The sequence below is a fragment of the Marinobacter sp. UBA3607 genome, assembly GCF_002375525.1.
GTDB classification, from domain to species: Bacteria; Pseudomonadota; Gammaproteobacteria; order Pseudomonadales; family Oleiphilaceae; genus Marinobacter; species Marinobacter vinifirmus.
In genome coordinates this window covers 1,352-22,888 of sequence record NZ_DFLY01000024.1, presented here as the reverse complement: position 1 = coordinate 22,888, position 21,537 = coordinate 1,352, and the positions used below count along the sequence as shown (strand labels likewise).

The following is a 21,537-nucleotide window of genomic DNA, read 5'->3' as shown; positions in this document are numbered from 1 at the left end:
CTGCGCACATGGCAGAGCATCATTACGACGTAGTCGTGATCGGCGCCGGCCCTTCCGGGGAAGGGGCGGCGATGAACGCGGCCAAGCACAACAAGCGCGTCGCCATCATTGAAGACAAGCCCACCGTTGGCGGTAACTGCACCCACTGGGGCACCATCCCGTCGAAGGCGCTGCGGCACTCGGTCAAGCAGATCATCACCTTCAACACCAACCAGATGTTCCGGGACATCGGCGAGCCGCGCTGGTTCTCCTTCCCCCGTGTGCTGCAGAACGCCCAGAAGGTCATTGGCAAGCAGGTAAAGCTGCGCACCCAGTTCTACTCCCGCAACCGGGTAGACCTGATCAACGGCCGTGCTTCGTTTGTTGATACGCACCGGCTGGAAATTCGTGGCAACAAATCGGTGGAAACCATCCACTTCAAACAGGCGATCATTGCTACTGGCTCCCGCCCGTACCTGCCGCCCGATGTAGACTTCCGCCATCACCGGATCTACAACTCGGATTCCATCCTGAACTTGTCCCACACCCCGCGTACCCTGATTATCTACGGTGCCGGCGTTATCGGTTCAGAATACGCGTCCATCTTTGCCGGGCTGGGTGTGAAAGTAGACCTGATCAACCCGGGTGACCGCCTGCTGTCGTTCCTGGATGACGAAATCTCTGATGCGCTGAGCTACCACCTGCGCAACAACGGCGTGCTGGTTCGCCATAACGAGCAGTATGAATCGGTGAAGGGCGACGACCACGGCGTGGTACTGTCGCTGCAATCCGGCAAGAAAATCCGTGCCGATGCCTTCCTGTGGTGTAACGGCCGTAGCGGCAACACCGAGAACCTGGGCCTGGAAAATGTCGGCCTGGTGCCGAACGGCCGCGGCCAGCTGGCAGTGGATGACCATTACCGCACCGAGGTAGAGCATATCTACGCTGCAGGTGATGTAATCGGTTGGCCAAGCCTGGCCAGTGCTGCCTACGACCAGGGCCGTGCGGCCTCTTCCGATATTACCCAGGACGAGTATTTCCGTTTTGTGAACGATGTGCCCACCGGCATCTACACCATTCCGGAAATCAGTTCAGTGGGTAAGACCGAGCGGGAGCTGACCGAAGCCAAGGTGCCCTACGACGTAGGCCAGGCCTTCTTCAAAGACCTCGCCCGAGCACAGATTACCGGTGAAGCGGTCGGTATGCTGAAGATCCTGTTCCACCGTGAAACCCGTGAAATCCTGGGCATTCACTGCTTTGGTGACCAGGCCGCCGAGATCGTACACATCGGCCAGGCCATCATGAACCAGGAAGGGGAAGCGAATTCCCTGAACTACTTCATCAACACCACCTTCAACTACCCGACCATGGCGGAAGCCTACCGGGTAGCTGCACTGAACGGCCTGAACAGAATCTTCTGACCAGGCCGTGGTGCCCGGGCCTGCCTCAGGCAGGTTCCGGGCTGCTTTCCCTTGCCGGCAGGCTCAGTAACGCCTTGGCCCGGTTATCGAAGAACATTTTGGTACTGGTGGGATAGTCAGAAATAATGCTGTCCACGCCCATTTCTTCCAGCTTCAGCATGTCGTGAATACGGTTTACCGTCCAGGTAGACACGTGCATGTTGCGCTTGTGGGCGGTGTCCACCATCTCCTTGTTCAGGATTTTCCAGTTAACGCAGAAATACTCGCAACCCAGCCGGGTGGCCAGGTTCAGGGGCTTGGGAAACTTGCGCTCCGCCACCAGGCCGATGCGGATATTGCGGTTTCTCCGGCGGATTTCCCGCAAGAACCACGGGTCTGTAGAGGTGACCGCGCAGGTCTGGTACAGGTTACGGCGCTGGATAACCTCGGTTAGCCGGTTGCACAGAATATTCAGGCGCGAACGGCTGTCTTTCTTTACCTCCAGCTGCACGTGTTCCAGGTCGTCAAACTGGTCCAGCAGGGTTTCCAGTGCCGGAATCCCGGTTTTTCGGGGCCAGGCGCTGGTGTTGCGCCTGGCGTCCATGTTTTCCAGCTCGGCTGCCGTGTAGTTACCCACGTTGCCTTTCTGGCCGGTGGTGCGGTCTACCGTCAGGTCGTGCACCAACACGGGAATGCCGTCTTTCGACAGCACAAGGTCCAGCTCGAAATGCCGGATGCCCTGCCGGTATGCATGCACAAAGCCGGGCAGGGTATTTTCGGGGGCCTCACCCTTGGCCCCCCGGTGACCATAAACGATCATTCTGCAGTGTTGTCCTTAAGACGTTGATAAATAGCCTGGCGCTTCTTCCAGGTTTCGTGGCACAGGCGGATATCTTCCAGGTACGCCGGCAGCTCGTTCATCAGCAGGGCCTGGGGGCCATCTACCAGGGCTTTCTCCGGTTTCGGGTGGAAGTCCACCAGCACCATGTTGGCACCGGCAATCACGCCCTGGGCGGTGGCGTGCATCACATCCAGGATGCCATCCGGAGCGCGGTCACGGCTGCCCACCGAGTGGGACGGGTCTACACACACCGGCATGCGGGTCAGGCGTTTTACCGCGGGCACGTGGGCGAAGTCCACCATGTTACGGTGCGGCTGGCCGGCCTCGGTTTTCATGCCGCGCAGGCAGAAAATCACATTGGCGTTGCCTTCGCTGGCCAGGTATTCCGCCGCGTTCAGGGATTCGTTCAGGGTAATACCGAAGCCGCGCTTCAACAGCACCGGGTAGGTAGTCTGGCGGCCAATTGCTTTCAACAGCTCGAAGTTCTGGGTATTGCGGGTGCCCACCTGCAGCATCACGCCGGTAGGACGGCCCAGCTTCTCCAGGCAGGTGTCGATTTCTTCGATGTGGCTCTCGTGGGTGATCTCCATGGCGACCACCTTGATGCCATGCTTGCCCGCCTTCTCGAACACCCAGGGCAGGCAGCCCTTACCGTGGCCCTGGAAGGAATAGGGGTTGGTGCGGGGCTTGTAGGCGCCCATGCGGGTGCAAACTTCGCCGGCGTCTTCCAGCGCCTGCATCATCTGCTCAACGTGCTCGGGTACATCCACCGCGCACAGGCCGGCAAAGATATTCAGGTTGTTCTGGCTGAACTCCACGCCGTTGTAGGTGAAACCGCTCTGACGATTGTCATCTTTATGGCGGCCCAGAATCCGGTAGTCATCGGAAATGCGAATGGCCCGCTCAACCGCCGGCAGCGCTTCGATCTCTTCCTTGTCCAGGGTCTTGGTATCGCCCAGCAGGTAGACCTCGGTCAGCCGCTGGCTGGCGCCCTGGATTTCGTGAACGCGAATGCTCACGCCAGGCAGGTTTTCCAGGTAATGCATGGTCTGGCGATAGGCATCGCTGTCCAGCGCCGTATTGGGGTGAAGAATGGCTAGCATGGAACGTCCTCGTCCTTAAAATTACGCCGCCCGGGAAGCCAGCTGGCGCACCCGGTTCTCAAGCTCAATCTGGTCGGCCGCAAAGCGGCGGATGCCGTCGGCCAGTTTCTCGGTGGCCATGGCGTCTTCATTGGATTCCCAGCGGAACAGTTTTTCATCTACCCAGCCCATCTTCTCGGAGACTGACGCGGAATCCGGGCTCAGCTTGCGGCTGAGTTCGCCCTGGTCTTCTTTCAGCTCCTGCAGCAGGGCTGGGCTGATGGTCAGCCGGTCGCAGCCGGCCAGCATTTCAATCTCGCCGGTATTGCGGAAGCTGGCGCCCATCACCACGGTGTTGAAGCCATGGGCCTTGTAGTAATTATAGATGCGGGTAACCGACTGCACGCCGGGGTCTTCCGCCGCCGGATAGCTGTCGCGGCCGGAACTGGCCAGGTGCCAGTCCAGGATGCGGCCCACAAACGGTGAAATCAGGTGCGCGCCGGCCTGGGCACAGGCAACCGCCTGCACAAACGAGAACAGCAAAGTCAGGTTGCAGCGAATGCCTTCTTTTTCCAGCTGCTCGGCCGCGCGGATACCTTCCCAGGTGGAGGCAATCTTGATCAGCACCCGGCTGGTGTCTACCCCTTGCTGGTCGTAAAGCTCAATCAGGCCACGGGCCTTCTGCAGGGTGGCGGCAGTGTCGAACGACAGGCGGGCGTCTACCTCGGTGGATACCACGCCGGGAATCAGGTTCAGGATTTCCTTGCCGGCCAGAACAGCCAGCATATCGGTAGCCACCGAGAGCTGGTCTGCCGAGGAGCCGCCGTGTTTCGCGGCAATGGCCACGGCTTTATCCAGCATGGGGCGATAGGCGTCAGACGCTGCGGCCTTCAACAGCAGGGAAGGGTTGGTGGTGGCATCTTCCGGCCGCCATTGGGCAATGGCGTCGATATCGCCGGTGTCGGCTACCACGGTGGTCATGTTTTTCAGTTGGTCTAGCTTGCTGGTCATTCGTCCTGTCGTCCCGGTTGTTCTGTTTTGGTGCAGCATCCAGCTCCCGAATGCTTTGGCAACCCCTACAATAACGGCAGGTTACAACAGGAACAAGACAACAAAAGGTATGCCTGTTATCAGCTTTCCGCTATCGGTTGCGGCTCGCGTACCTTGGCCAGTGCCTGCTCGATCACTTCCAGCCCGGAACCAGGCTTGTTGGCGTTCTCGCTCAGGTGCCGGCGGAACTGCCGCCCGCCCGGCTGGCCCAGGAACAGGCCCATAATGTGGCGGGTAATGTGGGTAAGGTACACGCCGCGGTCCAGCTCCTGCTGAATGAACGGAAACATCGCCCGCAGCGCCTCGTGGCGGTTGGTAACCGCGGCATGTTCGCCAAAGAATTCAGAATCCACCCCGGCCAGCAACCAGGGATTGTGGTAGGCCTCTCGCCCCAGCATCACGCCGTCGGTATGGGCCAGGTGCTCGTGGCATTCCTCGAAGGTCTTGATGCCGCCATTGATGATGATTTCCAGGTGCGGGTAGGCCTGCTTCAGGCGGTACACCCAGTCGTACTTCAGCGGCGGAATATCGCGGTTTTCCTTCGGGCTCAGGCCTTCAAGAATGGCAATTCGGGCATGCACAATAAAGGTCTTGCAGCCGGCGGCAGCCACCGTCTCGATAAACTCGCACAGCTCGTCCCAGGACTCCCGGCCGTTAATGCCAATGCGGTGCTTCACAGTAACCGGCAAATCCGTGGCCTCGATCATCGCCGCCACGCCTTCCGCCACTTTATCCGGGTGGCCCATCAGGCAGGCGCCAATCATATTGTTCTGCACCCGGTCGCTCGGGCAGCCCACGTTCAGGTTCACCTCATCAAACCCGAACGCCTGCGCCAGCTTCGCACACTGCGCCAGCTCGTTGGCATCACTACCACCCAGCTGCAACGCCAGCGGAAACTCCGACGGATCATGCCGCAGAAACCGCGCCGTATCGCCATGAATCAGCGCCCCCGTAGTCACCATCTCGGTATACAACAAAGCCCTGCGGCTAAGAATACGCGCCAGGTACCGAAAATGCGGCGTAGTCCAATCCATCATCGGCGCAACCGAAAACCGGCGAGACAAAACGGGGGCGGGCTGTTGAGAGGTCATGAACATCCGGAGAACAAAGCAAATGAAGGCGCCAATTCTACCACGTTCCCCCCATTCGGAGTCGATTAGGGGGCTAGGGGTCTGTCCCTACGTGGACTGACCCCTCTAGGCACCAAGTTCAAGGTGGGGGGGGGAGGTCAAACCCCAGCAACCTTAGACCCCTCCGCAGCCGGCGCCACCCCGCCCCCAGCCCAAACCGGATAAGGAATCCCCGCCAGGCGGTTCATCACAAAGGCATGGGCCAGCAGCAGGGCTACGCCGGCCATCAGGATGGGCAACTGGGCCGGGTTGGGCATCAGGCCCAGGGAGACGATCAGGGCGGTGGCGCCGGCGGGAGGATGGGCTACGCGGAATACCACCATCAGACAGCTGGTGAGGCCCAGCGACAGCGCTGCAGCGCCTACCCTGGACAGGTCAACGCCGGTTGCGAAGGCGGAAGGCTGGCCCTGCAGGCCGAAAATGTACAGGCACAGCAACCCCATCAACGCGCCAATCAGGTGCCCGCACAAGGTGTTGCGGGGCGACGCCGGCTGGGCCATGGGCACGTAGAACAGGATAAACGCCGTAGCCCCCAGCGACGGAAAGATGAACGCCTCCTGCGTAACCAGCGCCACAAACGACACCAACGCAATGCTGAAGCTACCATTCACCAGGTTGAACACCGCCATCACCGTGGTGCGGCTGTAACGGCTGGCTAACCGCTCCAGGTGCAGTGCATGAATCAGCCCTTTGGCCAGCTGCCAGCGAAGTTGTTCGTTGCGACGTCCCATAACGCGGTAAAGTGCCTCCACACGGTGCCATAAAAAGGGCGCGATACTAGGCACTGACGGATATCAAGGCAAACAAGGATTTTCGATAATGGTTAAGGGCCCGCTCAATAACCGCTCAAGTCCGGACTTGGTGCCTGGAGGGGTCAGTCCACGTAGGGACAGACCCCTAGTCAGGCGGGGCCAGACCCTCGGTACAAAACTTGTGCCTAGAGGGGTCAGTCCACGTAGGGACAGACCCCTGGTCTGGCAGCTGGTGGTGGTTTTTTGGCTGTTGATGGCCGGGCCGGCGGGTGCGTTGGAGTTTGAGGTGCAGCAGATCCGGTTCGGGCTGGAGGACATCAGTCATCCGGCGTTGAAGCCGCAGGGGTGGTTGTTTACCGGGCGGGTTGGGGGTTCGTTGTCGGATGTGCAGCTGGACGGGCAGATCAGTAATGATGCGGGGTTGGAAGCGGATATCCGCGTTCGGCATGTGGCCGGTGAGTTCCAGAGCATACGGCTGAGCACCACCATGGCCGGCAGCGAGGCCGTCGGCATCTTCAGAAATACCCTCACCAACTGGCCCGAGCAGCTGAACCTGCTGGAACTCGACAGCGGCGAACTCAGCGCCGAGGTGACCATTCACCTGCAACCCAGCGCACCCATGGCCGTGCACAGCCGCGTGGATTTTCGAAGCCTCAGCGGCCTGATGGACCGAACCGCCATCACCAACCTCAGCGGCCACCTGCTGTTCAGCCTTGAAAACAATCAGCTCACCGCCCGCCTTCGGGACACAACCATCGGCCAGATCAACTCAGGCATCGGCATAGGCCCCATCAGCCTGCTGGCGGATTACCGGGCCACTCAGGCGGAGCCGTTCGCCGGCGAGCTCAACATCCAGCAGGCGAATACCGAATTCCTGGATGGACGCCTGCGCATCGCCCCGCGCACCATCAGCCTGGCTGACCAGCCCGTCAGAATCCCCGTCGATGCCCACGAAATCTCCCTTACCCGCCTGCTGCAGGTATACCCCGCCGAGGGCTTCGAAGGCTCCGGCCTGCTCAGCGGCTCCATCCCCCTGGAAATCTCAGGCACTGGTGTCGAAGTACAGCAAGGCAGTATTACCGCCCTCAGCCCCGGCGGCATGCTCAAACTGCCGGCCGACCAGTTGCAGGCCATGCTCGGCAGCGGCGGCACGGTAGAAACCGTAACCCGCGCTTTGCAAAACTTTCATTATTCGGTGCTCAGCAGCGCGATAGACTACGATGAAAAGGGCAAACTCACGCTTGGCCTGCGCCTTGAGGGCAACAACCCGGACATCCGCAACGGCCAGCCAATTGTGCTCAATGTGAACCTTGAAGAAGATATTCCCGCACTGCTCACCAGTTTGCAGTTGAGTGGCAGAGTAAACGAAGCCGTTACCGAACGTGTTCGCGAACGGCTGCAACAATCCGGGCAGGAGGCAACACCATGACCATGCTAAAGCGCCTACTGCTGCCAATACTGCCGTTGGCGCTCATCGCCTGCACGCCAACGGTACAAGTGGCCGCACCCAAAGAACCCATCACCGTAAACCTGAACGTAAAAATCCAGCACGAAATCTACGTAAAGGTGGACAAAGAAGTAGACGAACTGTTCAGCGAACAAGGCCTGTTCTGAACACACCCGGCCACCACCAAACGCTGATCAAGGAGTTGACCATGAAACGAATCATCCAAACCGCCGCCTTCCTCCTCGCCTTGGGCGTGGCATTACCAGCACTGGCCATGGGCCTGGAAGAAGCCAAGCAACAGCTGGAAACCGCAAAACAACAAGGCCTGCTAGGCGAAACTCCCGCCGGCTACCTGGAGGTGGTGCGCGCAGAAGGCAACGCCCGGGAAGTGGCCGAAGCTATCAACAACGCCCGCCGGGAGGAGTACACCCGCATTGCTGAAAAGCACAACATTCCGGTAACCCAGGTGGAAACCGTGGCGGGCAAAAAGGCTATAGAGAAAACGCCGGCGGGGCAGTTTGTGCTTGTTGGGGGCAGGTGGATTAAGAAGTGAAGGGGTCTGTCCCAACGCAGACTAGGGGTCTGTCCCAACTCAGACTAGGGGTCTGTCCCTACGAGGACAGACCCCTCTACGTACCAAGTTGAGTCAGACTAGAACCAGGCTTGGTGCCTAGAGGGGGCTGCTCAGACTAGAACCGGACTTGGTGCCTAGAGGGGTCAGTCCTCGTAGGGACAGACCCCTAGTCAGCCCCCTAATCAGTCCACTTCCCGAGCCCAGCTAACCAGCGCATCCAAAGCCATAGGCCGAGCAAAGTAAAACCCCTGAAAGCGGTGGCAGCCCCAGGCTCTTAGGATATCGAACTGCGCCTCGTCTTCCACGCCTTCGGCAACCACGGTCAGGCCCATTTCGCGGGCCATGGTGATCACGCCTTTGCACACGGCGGCATCTTTGCGGTTGGTCACCACATTCTCCACAAACGACTTGTCGATCTTGATGCTGCTGGCGGGCAGGTCCTTCAGGTAACTGAAGCTGGAAAACCCGGTGCCGAAATCATCAATCGCCGTGGAAATGCCCAGCTCCTGCAAGGAGTCCACCAGGCTGATTGCGCGGCAGCGGTCTTTCATCAGCACGCCTTCCGTCAAGTCCAGTTCCAGTAGGTCCGCCGGCAGGCCGGTTTCCTTCAGGGTAGCCTTCAACTTGTCCAGAAACCCGAGGCGGTGGAATTGCAGCGGCGACAGGTTAATACCCATGCGCCCCGGCAGCAGCCCCAACTCCCTCAGTTGCATAGCATCTTTACAGGCCTGGGCAACAATCCACTTACCCAGCGGCACAATCTGGCCGGTTTCCTCAGCCAAGGGCAGAAAGCGCTCCGGCTCAATCAGCCCGCGGGTAGGGTGCTGCCAGCGCACCAGCGCCTCCACACCACAGAACGTGCCGTTTTGGTCTACCTGGGGCTGATAATGCAGAAACAGCTGGCCACTGCGAAGCGCCTCTTGCAGATCCTGGCGCATGGTCACCCGGCGTGAAAGCTTGGTGTCCAGTTCCGCCGAATACACCTGAAATGTATCCCGGCCCTGGCGCTTGGCCTTGTACATCGCCATATCGGCCTGGCGAATCAGCTTCTCGGGCGCGGTTTCTTCGTTATCCAACAGGCTGATACCAACACTGGCAGACAAATACAGCTCATGGCAGCCCACCTGCTGGGGCTGGCCAATCCTCTGCAAAATGCGCCCGGCTACCTCTTCTGCCTGCCGGGCCGATTCCAGGCCTGGCAGCAGCACCACAAACTCATCACCCCCAAAACGGGCCAGGGTATCGGTAGGGCGAATGCACGCCTCCAGCACCCGCGCTACCGCCACCAGCAGCTGGTCGCCCACCTTGTGGCCCAGCGTATCGTTGATCGGCTTGAACTCATCCAGGTCAATAAACAAAACCGCCATCAGCGTGTTGTTCCGGCGGGCCTGGGCGAAATCCTGCTGCAGCTTGTCTTCGAACATGGCGCGGTTGCCAAGACCGGTCAGCGCATCGTGCGAGGCTTGATAGGCAAGCTTCTTCAGCAACAACGCCCGGCTAGACGAACGGAACAGCCAGGCAGATATAACCATGCCGCCCACCACCAGCGTGAGCGAACCGGCCCAGGAGAAACGCAGCGGTTCCGGCACCGGCAGTTGCGGAAAGGCGGACGCCAGCAACCCGGCAAAACCGGCCAGCAACGTGCAGCCCAGCACGAAAAATGGCCAGGCCTGCAACCGCAGTGCACGAGAAATTTGTGGCATAGACGGAACTCCGCCTTAAAAGTGGAGGAATAAAGCCGGCGCATATTGTTAGGCCAGTTGATTTTTTGCACAACGGCAGATGTGTAAATAACTCGTCAACCACGTAAATTCTTGTAAAATCCGGGGTCAGTAGTTGTCCTGGCCTCCGCCATAGGGCAAATTGGTATTCTACAGCCCGCCACAGTGACAAATTTTTTACCATGCCACGCTGGTTTTCCCGAGATTCCCTCATTTTCCAAAGCTCCATTCTGGTAGCGCTCCTTGTTGTGGTTATTGTTGTCACCCAGTACCCGATCCATCAGAAAGACCGGGAGCTGCTACAGATCGACATCAACCGCAACCTGGCACTGATGCAGCTGATGACAGAAGGCTATATGGAACAGCTGACAAGAGACGCCGAGGTGATAGCCGCCTCGCCGGAGTTGCAGATGTACATAAAAGACCTGTCCTCCGAGCGCCTGGCGGCTTTGCAGAGTGCCTTTCTGAGCCTCTCTGGCCTGAGGGCAGGCTATGACCAGCTGCGTTATATCGACCGCTATGGTGTTGAACAAATCCGGGTAAACAACCGCAGTGGCACGCCGCAACTGGTCGAGCAGGGCTTGCAGATTAAAACGCATCGAGACTACGTAAAGGCGGGCCTGGCAAGAGAAGCCGGGGCCGTGTTTGTGTCCCGCTTCGACCTCAACATTGAAAACGGCCGCGTTGAAGTGCCCTATGTGCCCGTGGTTCGGGTAGTGGCCAGCGTATACGTAGATGGTGAACAAAGTGGCCTTGTGGTGCTCAATGCCAAGGTGAACGACCTGCTGCATCACCTGCGGACAGCACTGCCAGATAATACCGACCTGGTGGTGCTGAACGATTCCGGCGGCTGGATAGCCGGCGGTGGCGACGCCGACTGGGCATTCGCCAGCGATTCGGCCAGCGTTTTTTCTGTTCGTTACCCGGCGCTTTGGCAGCAGGTTCGCAGCCGCCCAGAAGGGCAGTTCGAACTCGAGGGCCAGTGCTACGACTATCGTTGGCACCACTCTTCCAGGCCTGGCATTCAGTCTCCGGAACTGTTGCTGGCGCAGCGGTCGGTGGAGGAACCCTGCTCGGCCTTTCGCACCGATGCCCTTAAAAAAACAGGCATTCGGCTGGGTTCCGGGTTGCTGGTTACCTATCCGTTGTTTTTGCTTTGGCGTCGCGCTAACACCCGCAAACGGCAAGTGCAGCGGGAACTGGCAGAAAACTACCGCCAGTTGCAGGTGGTTACCGAAATGGCCGGGCATGGGTTGCTGATGGTAGACCGAAACTGCCGGGTACAGTGGATTAACCCCGAGGGTGAACGGCTTCTGGGGTGGACAGAAGCAGAGCTGATTGGCCGTGATTTGCACGAAACTTGCCATGTCACCCCGGATGGCTGCAGCCTGCACGAGGGGCCTTGCCCGACCTTGCACACCCTGGCCACTGGCGAAGACAGCCACGCTGATAAAGAACGTATGATCCACAAAAGTGGACGCATCCTGCACCTGAGCATGAGCGCGCGGGCCTTTGGTGACGATGAAAGCCGCGGTGCCATCTTGGCCATTGCGGACGTTAGCAGCCATATAGAAACAGAACGCAACCTGACCCAACTGGCCAGCACCGATGCCTTGACGGGCGTATTAAACCGCGGGGCCTGGTTGTCGTTGGTTAGCGGCTGGCTGGAAGAAAGCAGCGATGATATCTATGTCATCATGCTGGATATCGACCACTTCAAAAAGGTAAACGATACCTACGGCCACAGCGCGGGTGATACAGTGCTGAAAACCTACACCCACACCATCGGCCAGCTACTGAGAAAGGACGATGTGTTTGGCCGCATGGGTGGAGAAGAATTCGCCCTGGCCGTGCGCCATCTGAGCCTGGACCAAGTGTTGGCGCTGGCTGAGCGCATTCGCCGGGCGGTGGCAGATATGCAGTGCACCTTGGACGACGGCCAGGTAATCACCATAACCGTCAGTTGTGGCGTGGCAAAGTACGGTGGCGAGGGCAGCGTGAAACCTTGGCTGGATAAAGCAGATAAAGCCCTGTACCTGGCCAAGCACTCCGGCCGGAACCAGGTTAAGTATTTTTGAGCGGCAGCATGAGTAACGCCGAACAGCTATACCAGGAGCTGTGGAGCGGTTGGTGAGTCGTTAGGGAAAAGGTTAATGTGCATAGCATCCTATCTGCCATAAAAATCGTCAACATGGTCCGTAATTGATGCAGCAAACCGGAATCTACGAGCAGCTAATCACCAAGCTCATCGAAAGCCGACTGGATAGAGACAAGTTCTATGTCGGCGAGCGCCAGCTCAACAGCGCCGAAGCCTCGGTGTGGCTGTCACGATTCCTCTCCAACATTCTGGAATTTGCCATTGAAGCCGTGCCGTCGAGCGACAACCGGGTTCAGGAGCAAATTGAACTCTCCAACCAGCTCCTGATGTGGCTCAAGAGCCAGATTTCCGACGAAGGCTTTCTGGAAGAGAATCTGCTCGATAGCCAAGGTAAAATCCTCACGGCGCTCTACGAGTTGGAAAACCCGGTTGCTGCCAACCTCAAACAGTACGTTGAAGATATCTTCCCTCTTACGGGCTTAACCCAAAGTGAGCTGTTCTCAGGCAGCAATGCTGGCTTGTCGCTGGAGTCGGAACTCAAGCGCGAAATTCTGTCAGCAGACAAAATCTACTGGCTGGTGTCATTCATCAAATGGGCTGGCATCCGCATTTTCCGGAAAGAGCTGGAAGCCTTCACCGCCAGTGGGCGAGAGCTGAAAATTATCACCACCTCCTACATGGGGGCAACGGATGCAAAAGCCGTTGAGTACCTGGCGAGCCTGCCAAACACGGAAGTGAAACTGAGCTACAACACAGAGCGTGAAAGGCTGCACGCCAAAAGCTATTTGTTTCTCCGGAATACAGGCTTTCACACCGGTTACATCGGCTCATCAAACCTGTCCCGATCGGCGCTGACCAACGGCCTTGAGTGGAACCTGAAAATCACCTCTCAGGAAATCCCCCACATCATCAACAAGTCTTTGAGCACTTTTGAAACCTATTGGGCTTCGGAAGACTTTGAGCGGTTCGATGGTCAGGCTGAGAGTACCGAAAAGCTCAATCGAGCCTTGAAGCAGCAAAAAGGCTTGGATGCTCCCGGCGTCTCCCACTATTTCGAACTAACGCCGTTCCCCCACCAGAAGGACATTCTTGAGCAGCTGTCCGTGGAAAGGGACGTTCATCAGCGTTTCCGTAACCTTGTTGTGGCCGCCACCGGTACTGGCAAGACGCTGATTTCGGCTTTTGATTTCCAGCGGTTCCTGAAAGCAAAGCCAAGCGCCCATTTTCTGTTTGTGGCGCACCGGGAAGAAATTCTGCGCCAAGCCCGCGAAGCTTATCGTGGCGTTCTGCGAAACAATGCATTCGGTGAACTCTGGGTGGGTGGCCAGCTGCCGGAACACTACCGCCAGTTGTTCGTATCGATTCAGACCCTGAATAACCAGCTGGACCAGCTGAAACTGACCGAAGACTATTACGACTACATCGTAATTGATGAAGTGCACCACATTGCCGCCTCCAGTTACCGGGCGGTACTGGAGCACTTCTCGCCTGAGATACTTCTGGGCCTGACCGCGACGCCAGAGCGGCACGACGGTGGCGATATTCTCAGTGATTTTGGCGGCGTGATTGCCGCCGAACTCCGGCTGCCGGAGGCCATCAACCGACGCCACCTTTGCCCTTTCCAATACTTCGGCATAGATGACGATACCGACCTGCGCACCATTCCCTGGAATCGTGGCCGTTACGATGTGGTTCAGCTCACCAACCTCTACACCCACAACCAGAGCCGGGTAGATAAGATCCTGCGCAGCCTGCGGGAAATCGTCACCGATATAACCAGCATGAAAGCTCTCGCTTTCTGTGTGAGCCGTGAACACGCGACCTTCATGGTGGAGCAGCTCTTATTACACGGCATCAAGGCCGATGTGCTCACCAGCGACAACAGCCACGAACGCCAACAAAAGCAGCAAGCCATTCGCTCCGGGCAAATCAACGTGCTTTGTGTGGTCGACATCTTCAACGAAGGCGTTGATATTCCGGAAGTGGACACCTTGCTGTTCCTGCGCCCAACCGAGAGTCTGACCATCTTCCTGCAGCAACTCGGCCGTGGACTGCGTTTGGCAGACGACAAAGACTGCTGCACGGTTATGGATTTCGTGGGCAATTCCCGGCCTGAGTATGATTTCGCCAATAAATTCCGGGCACTGGTGGGTAAGTCAGAACGCTCGATTACGGAAGAACTGAAGCAGGGCTTTCCCCATGCGCCACTGGGTTGCCGAATTGAGCTCACCAAGAAAACCCAGGAAATGGTGCTGAGCAACATCCGGCAAGCCACGCTGACCATGAAGCGGCTGGTGACACTTGTTCGGCAGTTCCCACAGCACTCCACTCAGCCACTCACGCTGAAAAACTTCATAATCCATCATCCCCACAACGATCTGAACGAGCTCTACAAACGGGGCAGCTGGGCCGAACTGGTGAGCAAAGCGAAAGACGAAGACGTAGCCGATGACTCGCCGTTCAAACTCGCGAAGAAGGCCATCTATAACCGGATTTTGATTTGCGACGATCATCAGTACCTGCTGTTCCTCAAGAAGCTATGTCAGGCCGGGTTTAGCTGGGGCGACGCCAGCAATCGCCAAGCCCTGATGTGCCATTACGACTTCTGGCAGAAAGCGGGGCCGGAGCTGGAGTTTGATTCGCTGGCACAAAGTCTGGCAGAACTCAGCAAGCTGGGGCTGGAACAGGAGCTGGCGGACGTGCTTGACTGGAAACTGGCGAAAACCAAGCACGAACAGCCGGCCATGCCGGAGTTACAGGAAGTCCCGCTGCGATTGCACGCCCGCTATTCCCGAGAGCAGATTCTGGTTGGTTTTGGTGCCATGACGTTCGAGCACCAGCCGCCATCGAGGGAAGGTGTGTATGTCATTCAGGATCAGAATATCGAGCTGCTGTTTGTCACCCTGGATAAAAACGAAAAGCAGTTCTCACCAACCACCATGTACCACGACTACGCGATCAACGAGCAGCTGTTTCACTGGCAGTCGCAAAACAGCGCGCGGCCTGACCGTGGCAAAGGTAAGGACTATATTCAACACCAAGCCATCAACAAACGTTTGTTCCTGTTTGTAAGAGAGCAAGCGAAAGACGAATATGGCCGCACGATGGGGTTTGTGAATTACGGAGAGGTTAATTACGTGTCTCACACCGGCTCTCAACCCATGAGTATTACCTGGAAACTCCGAACGCCGATGCCGAACTTTATGTGGCAGCAGGCGGCTAAGCTGGCGGTGGCATGAGTTACGGTCCTTACAACAAAAACGCCCAGAAATTCTTCACCCAATACCAGTCCCTGACCTTCGAACAGGTCCACAGCGACTGGCTCCCTCAGCTGGACAATAAAACCGGTCTGGCGCTCGATGTAGGCGCCGGCAGTGGCCGCGATGCGTTGGCATTGGCAGAACGTGGCTGGGACGTTGTGGCCGTGGAGCCGGCGGCGGAACTGCGCCGGCTGGGTGAGGCGGCAACGGTCCATCGCAGTATCCAGTGGGTGGGTGACTCTCTGCCGGATCTGAGTGAGATCCGAAAACTCAGTTACCGGTTTGATCTGGTGCTGGTGTCTGCGGTTTGGATGCATCTGCCCCCTACTTACCGGGAGCGGGCGTTCCGGATTTTGACTGAGCTGCTGGCACCGTCCGGCATGTTGGTCATCACGCTGCGCCATGGGCCGGGGGATGGTGAGCGCCAGTTCTACGAAGTCTCGAAGGCCGAGCTGGACAGCTTTGCCCGCCACCGGGCGGTTATGCCTGTGCCTTTGCCGGATATGCCGCGTGCGGATCAGCTGAAACGCGAGGATGTATGGTGGGAAACCGCCGTATACCGTCTGCCGGATGATGGCACGGGAGCATTGCCCACGCTGCGGCATATCATCATCAACGACAACAAATCTTCCACTTACAAGCTGGGTTTACTGCGAACTCTGGTGCGAATGGCAGACAGCGCGCCGGGGTTGGTACTGAACCGTAGCGATGATTGGGTAGAGCTACCACTTGGGGCAGTGGGGCTGTTCTGGATCATGCTGTACCACCCGCTGGTGCTGAAGCATCATTTACGGCAGGCGCCGGGTTCCCGGGGGCTGGGCTTTGCCGGGGATGATTTTTATGAGTTGGGCAAGCTGTCCCCGCTGGATTTCAGGGTTGGTTTGTCGCTGTCGGCGGAGTTCGCACCTGTGGTGATGCGAGCGATCAAAAAGGCTGCCTCGAACATTCTAAAAAATCCCGCTCACTTCACCACCTGGCCGGGCACCAATCGCCAGGTTTTCGAGGGTGGCACCAGTCGACTGACTATTCGTAACGAGGCGGTTCGCCTGGACAAGGAAACCCTGGCCCGGTTCGGGCGTTTCCGGGTGCCGGCCATGCTCTGGGACACATTCAGCCGTTACGCCTGTTGGGTTGAGCCGGCCATTGTGAATGAATGGATCAACCTGATGGGGAGCTGGGAAGCCCGTTATTCAACGGAAACCTATCATCAGGCCCTGCAGTGGGTAGAAGGACGGCGTGATACGTCTGTGGTGCGCAGGCTGGTGGAGCAACAGCTTACTGCGGGGCCGGTGGAGTGCGTGTGGACGGCCAGAAATCTTTCCCGTACCCGCTACGATATCGACCACTGTTTTCCCTGGTCGCGCTGGAACAATAACGATCTATGGAACCTGTTGCCGGCTTCTCATACCGCCAATGCGGCGAAGTCTGAAAAACTGCCAGCGGACTCGTTGCTGAAACAGGCCCGGCCTCGGGTGATGGAGTGGTGGGAGCACGCCATCATAGGTACTGAGCGGGAGCAACAGTTCTTCTCCGAAGCGGAAGCCGCGTTGCCGTTGCTGGGGGAGAGCCGCACGGTGGGCAGTGTGTTTGAAGGGATGTTGCAGCAGCGGTTGCGGTTGAAGACCAATTTGCAGTTGGCGGAGTGGCTTGGGGTTTAACTGCCCGGGCCTTGCTTTCCCCAAAAACGTATATACAATGTAAATATCTTTCAGCCATGAGCTTCACCCTCACCAGGAGTATCCGCAGTGACTGATGGTCCCAAAAAGGTGAAACCGAAAAAGGTGAAGCCCAACAAGAAAGATAGTCAGCTGCTGATTCGTATCAGCAGTACCGAGCGCGAGCAGTTCATTGAGTTGTGTGAAGAGCTGGATACCAGCGCCGCTCGCGAAATCAGGCAGTTTATTCGTGGGTTTATCAAGAAGAACAAACCCGCAAACTAGCCGCGACAATGCCCAGGAGGCAATTATGTCCAAGAAAGCTGAGAAGAACCTGAAGAAAAAGATCAACGCCCGTAAAGCCAAGATCGAAAAGCACGAAGCCAAGATCAAGTCGCTGAAGAAGAAGCTGAAGAAAGCTTCCTGATGCGATAGCGGGCCGCCTTGTGCGGCCCGTTGCTACGCTAGCTATGTAGTTGTCCAGTTAACCTACCGTCACAAACAAACGCGTTTTTGTCACAGTCTCCCCGCCGCTAACAATTTAAAATTCTGCAAAACTTCTCCCTCTGCGGTGTTGTTTCCTATGCCCAATTTTTTGCAGAAATTCCCCCTGTACCTGATTGTTGTTCTGTTTGGTGTGCTGCTGGCCGGTTGTGGTGGCGGTGGCTCTGGTGATGAAGTGGGCGACTCCCAGGCGGGCGGCTCTTCCGTGCCATCAGGGCAGGAGTCTGCGGTGGGCAGAGAGTCGGCTTCTGAACGCAAGGCGGTGCTCAGCTGGACGGCGCCTGGCACCCGTGAAGATAATTCCAGCCTTTCTATCGGCGAGCTGGACAGCTACGTTATTCGCTATGGTCAGGACAGCGAGAACCTCTCCGAGCAGGTGGTTGTCCCCGGTGCCGCCGAGCTGAACGGCGGTGAAACTCCGTCTTACACCATCACCGGCCTTAAGCCCGGTACCTGGTATTTCACGGTGCAGGCGCAAGACCAGGCCGGTCTGCTCAGCGCGCCTTCCGAGATGGTTAGCAAAGACATTTCTTCCTGATGATAATATGCAGAAATTGTTGTTATTTCGGTTATAGTGGAACACATATGGACTCCGCCCGAACGGATTCACTATGAACTACCGACTCGCCGAGCTGGCAGACCAGCAAAAAATTCAGGACATGATTGCCCACCAGGCTCCGTTCGAGGAAATCCTGGGCGCGATTACCGACATGGTCGCACGCCAGATGCCGGAGTGCGTGGTGTCTTTCATGCTGTACGCCCCCTCCGACAACACCCTTAGCCTGGTTGCAGGGCAGGGCGTGTCTGAAGCCTACCGCCAGGCCATGCAGCGGGTTGTGGTCGGCCCGAACGTGGCCAGCTGCGGCAAAACAGCCTTCACCCGCGAAGTTGTCATTACCCCGAATATAGAGCACGAGCCGGATTGGGCACCCTTCGCACATCTGGCCCGGGCCGAGGGGCTGAAGTCTTGCTGCTCTGTGCCGGTGCTTACCCCGGGCAATGATCTTTTGGGCACCTTTGCGGTGTATGGCCGCTATCCTTCTGAACCGGCTAGTGATGACCTGGTGCTGATGCACCGGGCGTCTGGCCTGTTGGCGCTGGCGACCGCCCGGGAGCGCGACAGAAAAGCGCTTCAGGATCACGAGCAACGTTATCGCACGCTGTTGTCCCAGCATGAAAATACGCTGTCTGAACTGCGTTTTCAGGAAACCCACGATCCGCTAACCCGCTTGCCCAACCGCACCAGTTTTGAGGCGTTGCTGAACGAGCATTGCTGCTCGAATGGCGACCGGCTGGTGGGGTTGCTGGTGAACCTGGACGGCTTTACCACGATTAACGAAGGCCTGGGCCACACGGTGGGCGACCAACTGTTGCAGGCGGTGGCCGGGCGATTGCGGGCGGAGCTGCCGAAAGAAGCCTTTCTGGCGCGCCTTGGTGGCGATGAGTTTGGCATTCTGTTGGGCACTCGCAGTGAGTACACCGATGAATTGCCTCTGAAGACAGCAGATACGGTGCTTGCGTTGTTGTCCCGCCCGTTTGTGGTGGGCGAGCACACGGTGCATATCAGTGCCAGCATCGGGATTGCGTCTGGCTCCGATGACTGCGAGGGCAATTGCGTGCTGATGGCCCACGCCCATACTGCGGTGCGCGAGGCCAAGAACCAGGGGCGAAATACCTGGGAGTGGTACGCTGGCGAGCAAGATAGTTCCATTCGCGAGCATGTGGCGATTCGCCGGGAGCTGCTGGAGGCGATCGAGGGCGATCAGTTTGTGGTGCATTACCAGCCGCTGGTAGATGCCGCCACCACCGAGATTCGCGGGGTAGAGGCACTGGTGCGCTGGCAGCATCCGGAACGCGGCCTGGTGCCGCCGGGGCTGTTTATTCCAGTGGCGGAAGCAACCGGCCAGATTATCGACATCGGCCGGTGCGTGCTGCGCCAGGCCTGCCATGATATGAAGCAGATTGTTGAGCACCTGGGCAGGTCCATTACGTTGGCTGTGAATATTTCACCGGTGCATTTTCGTCGGTCCAGTTTTTTCAGTGAAATCCAGGGTGTGCTGGAAGACAGCGGCCTGAGCCCGTCTTGCCTGGAGCTGGAAGTCACCGAAGGCGTGCTGATGAGCGCGGCGGAAAAGGCCCTGGAGCAGGTTCAGGCACTGCGCAACCTGGGCGTGAAGGTGGCTATAGATGATTTTGGCACCGGCTTCTCCAGCCTGAGTTACCTGCGGGACTTGCCCATCAGCAGGGTGAAGATAGACCGCATTTTTATTAATGATATCGACACCAGCCGCCACAATGCCGCTATTGTGAAAGGCGTGATCACCATGACCCACCACCTGGGCCTGGAAGTGGTTGCCGAGGGTGTGGAAACCGAAGCCCAATACGAATACCTGCGCGCCCACGGCTGCGACTTGCTGCAGGGCTTTTATTTCTCTCGCCCCGTGCCCCTGAAAGAACTCCTCAAATAACACGCAGGCTACAAAGGGGTCCGCAGGCTACAAAGGGGTCGTACTCCCGGCAGGGGTACGACCCCACCCATCTGCCAGCGCCAGGACGGCATTGTGGTGGTGGATAACGATGTCTGCACCCAGCGAGGAAGACATTGTGGCTGGCGGTATTGAGCCGCCCGCTGTGTGTTTACAACGAAGATGTGGGCACCGCCATCGAAAGCCCGGGCGGCAAGGTGCTGGCACTGGCGCTGGTGGGGGATGGCGTGCACGAAGGCGCTATCTGATAAAGCGGGGTCTGCCCCCGTTCATTAGCCTGCCAGTTCTTCGACCAACACTCCCGCCGGTACCTCCCGACAACCGCTGGCATTCTGCCCGGACCACAACGGTGAGAAATCTCCTGTTCCAGCCGCTTCCCCGACTGCCCGCAGAGGTGCAATGGCATTCGTTGCCAGGGGAAACGCCGGTGCTTGATCGCAAACCGGACCCAGTTCCCGCATCACCCGGTTAACAATGCCCCGCGCCGGGCCGCCGGAGAACAGGTTGGTGATGGCCGTATGCCGCGCCGCCGGGCTTTTCAGGGCCTCGCGGTGCAGGGGCTTGGTGGTGGCTTCCGGGCAGAGCATGAATGCGGTGCCGATTTGTGCAGCTACGGCGCCCAGGTCCAGGGCTGCCCGCACACCTTCAGCCGTGGCAATGCCACCGGCGGCGATGACCGGAATCTTCACGGCAGCCACAATCTGCGGCAGCAGGGCGAACGTGCCCATCTGGGTGGTCATGTCCTTGGTGAGGAAAATGCCCCGGTGCCCGCCGGCTTCCAGGCCTTGCGCGATGATGGCATCGGCGCCGTGTTGTTCCAGCCAGAGGGCTTCTTCTACGGTAGTGGCAGTGGACAGCACCCTCGCACCGGCTTTTTTGACGCGCTCCAGCAGCTCCGGCTTCGGCAGGCCAAAGTGAAAACTCACCACGGCGGGGCGGAACGCTTCGACAATCGCTGCGGATTCTTCGTTAAACGGCATACGCCCCGGGCCGGCGGTGATGCTGGCCGGATCGATGTCGAATTCCTTGTAATAGGGCGCCAGCGCCTGCCGCCAGTTGGCTTCTTGCTGCTCGTTGGGCTCGGGTGGCGTGTGCGCAAAAAAGTTCAGGTTGTAGGGCTGCTGGGTGGCTTCATTCAACCCCTTAAGCTCCTCCCGCAACGCCTCCCCTCCCAGCATTGCACAAGGCAAAGACCCGAGCCCGCCGGCATTCGAAACCGCCGCCGCCAGCCGATAATCCTGAACCCCCGCCATCGGCGCCTGGATGATGGGCTTCTCGACGTTAAACAGGGCTGTCAGTGCGTTGCTCATAGTCTCTTCTCCAATTCGGGGTCAGACCCCCAGTACATTTCGTGTGGCTAAATGTATTGAAGTGACCCCTAAAACTTGGANNATCAGGCTGCAGCGGCAGCCTGCTCTCTGTACTCCACCGGAGTCAGGCCATTGAGTGTCAGCCGGATCCGGTGGTGGTTATAGTAGTCAATGTACTGCTCAATACCGTGTCGTAATTGCTCAACGCTATCGAACCGGTTCAAGTAATAGAACTCGGATTTCAATGT

The 21,537-nt window shown here is 58.2% G+C and carries 19 protein-coding genes; 11 read left to right on the top strand and 8 right to left on the bottom strand.

Annotation, left to right across the window (positions count from 1 at the left end; translation table 11 throughout):
• Positions 1-8 precede the first annotated feature (8 nt).
• Positions 9-1,400 (top strand): Si-specific NAD(P)(+) transhydrogenase, encoded by a 1,392-nt coding sequence (gene sthA / locus B2589_RS08925; protein ID WP_022988784.1) that lies wholly within the window; start codon positions 9-11, stop codon positions 1,398-1,400.
• A gap of 25 nt (positions 1,401-1,425) precedes the next feature.
• Here the strand turns inward: sthA and B2589_RS08920 are convergent, their stop codons facing one another.
• The 5 genes from B2589_RS08920 to B2589_RS08900 form a co-directional block, all read right to left on the bottom strand.
• Positions 1,426-2,199: a glycerophosphodiester phosphodiesterase gene (locus tag B2589_RS08920; RefSeq protein WP_022988785.1), complete on the bottom strand. Its 774-nt coding sequence runs from the start codon at positions 2,197-2,199 to the stop codon at positions 1,426-1,428.
• Positions 2,196-3,323, bottom strand: coding sequence for a 3-deoxy-7-phosphoheptulonate synthase (locus tag B2589_RS08915; RefSeq protein WP_286816327.1), 1,128 nt, complete (start codon positions 3,321-3,323; stop codon positions 2,196-2,198). Before B2589_RS08915 ends, B2589_RS08920 begins: the two co-directional genes overlap by 4 nt.
• A gap of 21 nt (positions 3,324-3,344) precedes the next feature.
• Entirely contained in the window at positions 3,345-4,313 is a 969-nt protein-coding gene (gene tal, locus B2589_RS08910) for a transaldolase (RefSeq protein WP_199455807.1), read from the bottom strand.
• Positions 4,314-4,432: 119 nt separating this feature from the next.
• A complete protein-coding gene (dusA, locus tag B2589_RS08905; RefSeq protein WP_414673944.1) occupies positions 4,433-5,449 on the bottom strand; it encodes a tRNA dihydrouridine(20/20a) synthase DusA in 1,017 nt (338 codons plus the stop codon).
• 131 nt (positions 5,450-5,580) lie between these two features.
• Positions 5,581-6,213, bottom strand: a complete 633-nt coding sequence (locus tag B2589_RS08900; protein ID WP_286816325.1) for an HPP family protein — start codon at positions 6,211-6,213, stop codon at positions 5,581-5,583.
• Between the two features lie 307 nt (positions 6,214-6,520).
• On the opposite strand from B2589_RS08900, the gene B2589_RS08895 reads away from it, so the two are divergent.
• From B2589_RS08895 to B2589_RS08885, 3 genes are read left to right on the top strand one after another with little or no spacing between them, the layout of a single operon-like run.
• Positions 6,521-7,663: a YdbH domain-containing protein gene (locus B2589_RS08895; protein ID WP_286816324.1), complete on the top strand. Its 1,143-nt coding sequence runs from the start codon at positions 6,521-6,523 to the stop codon at positions 7,661-7,663.
• Positions 7,664-7,665: 2 nt separating this feature from the next.
• Positions 7,666-7,848 carry a YnbE family lipoprotein gene (locus B2589_RS08890; protein WP_036219367.1) on the top strand — a complete coding sequence of 61 codons (183 nt, stop codon included), beginning with the start codon at positions 7,666-7,668 and terminating at the stop codon, positions 7,846-7,848.
• 41 nt (positions 7,849-7,889) lie between these two features.
• Complete coding sequence (locus B2589_RS08885) at positions 7,890-8,234, top strand: YdbL family protein (protein WP_286816323.1); 345 nt, start codon at positions 7,890-7,892, stop codon at positions 8,232-8,234.
• A gap of 203 nt (positions 8,235-8,437) precedes the next feature.
• Here the strand turns inward: B2589_RS08885 and B2589_RS08880 are convergent, their stop codons facing one another.
• Entirely contained in the window at positions 8,438-9,958 is a 1,521-nt protein-coding gene (locus B2589_RS08880; protein ID WP_286816322.1) for a putative bifunctional diguanylate cyclase/phosphodiesterase, read from the bottom strand.
• A 266-nt stretch (positions 9,959-10,224) separates the two neighbouring features.
• Here B2589_RS08880 and B2589_RS08875 point away from each other — a divergent pair, with 266 nt between their 5' ends.
• The 7 genes from B2589_RS08875 to B2589_RS08845 all read left to right on the top strand — a co-directional run bounded on the left by B2589_RS08875 (position 10,225) and on the right by B2589_RS08845 (position 20,227).
• Positions 10,225-12,054, top strand: coding sequence for a sensor domain-containing diguanylate cyclase (locus tag B2589_RS08875; protein WP_286816321.1), 1,830 nt, complete (start codon positions 10,225-10,227; stop codon positions 12,052-12,054).
• A 127-nt stretch (positions 12,055-12,181) separates the two neighbouring features.
• The gene (locus B2589_RS08870; RefSeq protein WP_286816320.1) at positions 12,182-15,313 is read left to right on the top strand and encodes a DUF3427 domain-containing protein; all 3,132 of its coding nucleotides are present in this window, start codon (positions 12,182-12,184) and stop codon (positions 15,311-15,313) included.
• Complete coding sequence (locus B2589_RS08865) at positions 15,310-16,992, top strand: methyltransferase domain-containing protein (RefSeq protein ID WP_286816319.1); 1,683 nt, start codon at positions 15,310-15,312, stop codon at positions 16,990-16,992. The genes B2589_RS08870 and B2589_RS08865 overlap by 4 nt, the downstream gene beginning before the upstream one ends.
• Before the next feature lie 87 nt (positions 16,993-17,079).
• Positions 17,080-17,274 carry a hypothetical protein gene (locus tag B2589_RS08860; RefSeq protein ID WP_022988799.1) on the top strand — a complete coding sequence of 65 codons (195 nt, stop codon included), beginning with the start codon at positions 17,080-17,082 and terminating at the stop codon, positions 17,272-17,274.
• Between the two features lie 298 nt (positions 17,275-17,572).
• The gene (locus B2589_RS08855) at positions 17,573-18,031 is read left to right on the top strand and encodes a fibronectin type III domain-containing protein (protein WP_286816318.1); all 459 of its coding nucleotides are present in this window, start codon (positions 17,573-17,575) and stop codon (positions 18,029-18,031) included.
• Between the two features lie 73 nt (positions 18,032-18,104).
• Positions 18,105-19,961, top strand: a complete 1,857-nt coding sequence (locus tag B2589_RS08850; RefSeq protein WP_286816317.1) for a bifunctional diguanylate cyclase/phosphodiesterase — start codon at positions 18,105-18,107, stop codon at positions 19,959-19,961.
• Positions 19,962-20,095: 134 nt separating this feature from the next.
• Positions 20,096-20,227 (top strand): hypothetical protein, encoded by a 132-nt coding sequence (locus B2589_RS08845; protein WP_286816316.1) that lies wholly within the window; start codon positions 20,096-20,098, stop codon positions 20,225-20,227.
• Between the two features lie 24 nt (positions 20,228-20,251).
• Here B2589_RS08845 and B2589_RS08840 read toward each other — a convergent pair whose 3' ends face one another.
• Positions 20,252-21,289, bottom strand: a complete 1,038-nt coding sequence (locus tag B2589_RS08840) for an NAD(P)H-dependent flavin oxidoreductase (protein WP_286816315.1) — start codon at positions 21,287-21,289, stop codon at positions 20,252-20,254.
• A gap of 83 nt (positions 21,290-21,372) precedes the next feature.
• Positions 21,373-21,534 carry an IS3 family transposase gene (locus B2589_RS08835; RefSeq protein ID WP_414673946.1) on the bottom strand — a complete coding sequence of 54 codons (162 nt, stop codon included), beginning with the start codon at positions 21,532-21,534 and terminating at the stop codon, positions 21,373-21,375.
• Positions 21,535-21,537 lie beyond the last annotated feature (3 nt).

Excerpts from the sequence above, each read along its gene's own strand:
- sthA (WP_022988784.1), top strand. The coding sequence starts at position 9 with ATGGCAGAGCATCATTACGACGTAGTCGTGATCGGCGCCGGCCCTTCC.
- B2589_RS08920 (WP_022988785.1), bottom strand. The coding sequence starts at position 2,199 with ATGATCGTTTATGGTCACCGGGGGGCCAAGGGTGAGGCCCCCGAAAAT.
- B2589_RS08915 (WP_286816327.1), bottom strand. The coding sequence starts at position 3,323 with ATGCTAGCCATTCTTCACCCCAATACGGCGCTGGACAGCGATGCCTAT.
- tal (WP_199455807.1), bottom strand. The coding sequence starts at position 4,313 with ATGACCAGCAAGCTAGACCAACTGAAAAACATGACCACCGTGGTAGCC.
- dusA (WP_414673944.1), bottom strand. The coding sequence starts at position 5,449 with ATGTTCATGACCTCTCAACAGCCCGCCCCCGTTTTGTCTCGCCGGTTT.
- B2589_RS08900 (WP_286816325.1), bottom strand. The coding sequence starts at position 6,213 with ATGGGACGTCGCAACGAACAACTTCGCTGGCAGCTGGCCAAAGGGCTG.
- B2589_RS08890 (WP_036219367.1), top strand. The coding sequence starts at position 7,666 with ATGCTAAAGCGCCTACTGCTGCCAATACTGCCGTTGGCGCTCATCGCC.
- B2589_RS08885 (WP_286816323.1), top strand. The coding sequence starts at position 7,890 with ATGAAACGAATCATCCAAACCGCCGCCTTCCTCCTCGCCTTGGGCGTG.
- B2589_RS08880 (WP_286816322.1), bottom strand. The coding sequence starts at position 9,958 with ATGCCACAAATTTCTCGTGCACTGCGGTTGCAGGCCTGGCCATTTTTC.
- B2589_RS08870 (WP_286816320.1), top strand. The coding sequence starts at position 12,182 with ATGCAGCAAACCGGAATCTACGAGCAGCTAATCACCAAGCTCATCGAA.
- B2589_RS08865 (WP_286816319.1), top strand. The coding sequence starts at position 15,310 with ATGAGTTACGGTCCTTACAACAAAAACGCCCAGAAATTCTTCACCCAA.
- B2589_RS08855 (WP_286816318.1), top strand. The coding sequence starts at position 17,573 with ATGCCCAATTTTTTGCAGAAATTCCCCCTGTACCTGATTGTTGTTCTG.
- B2589_RS08850 (WP_286816317.1), top strand. The coding sequence starts at position 18,105 with ATGAACTACCGACTCGCCGAGCTGGCAGACCAGCAAAAAATTCAGGAC.
- B2589_RS08840 (WP_286816315.1), bottom strand. The coding sequence starts at position 21,289 with ATGAGCAACGCACTGACAGCCCTGTTTAACGTCGAGAAGCCCATCATC.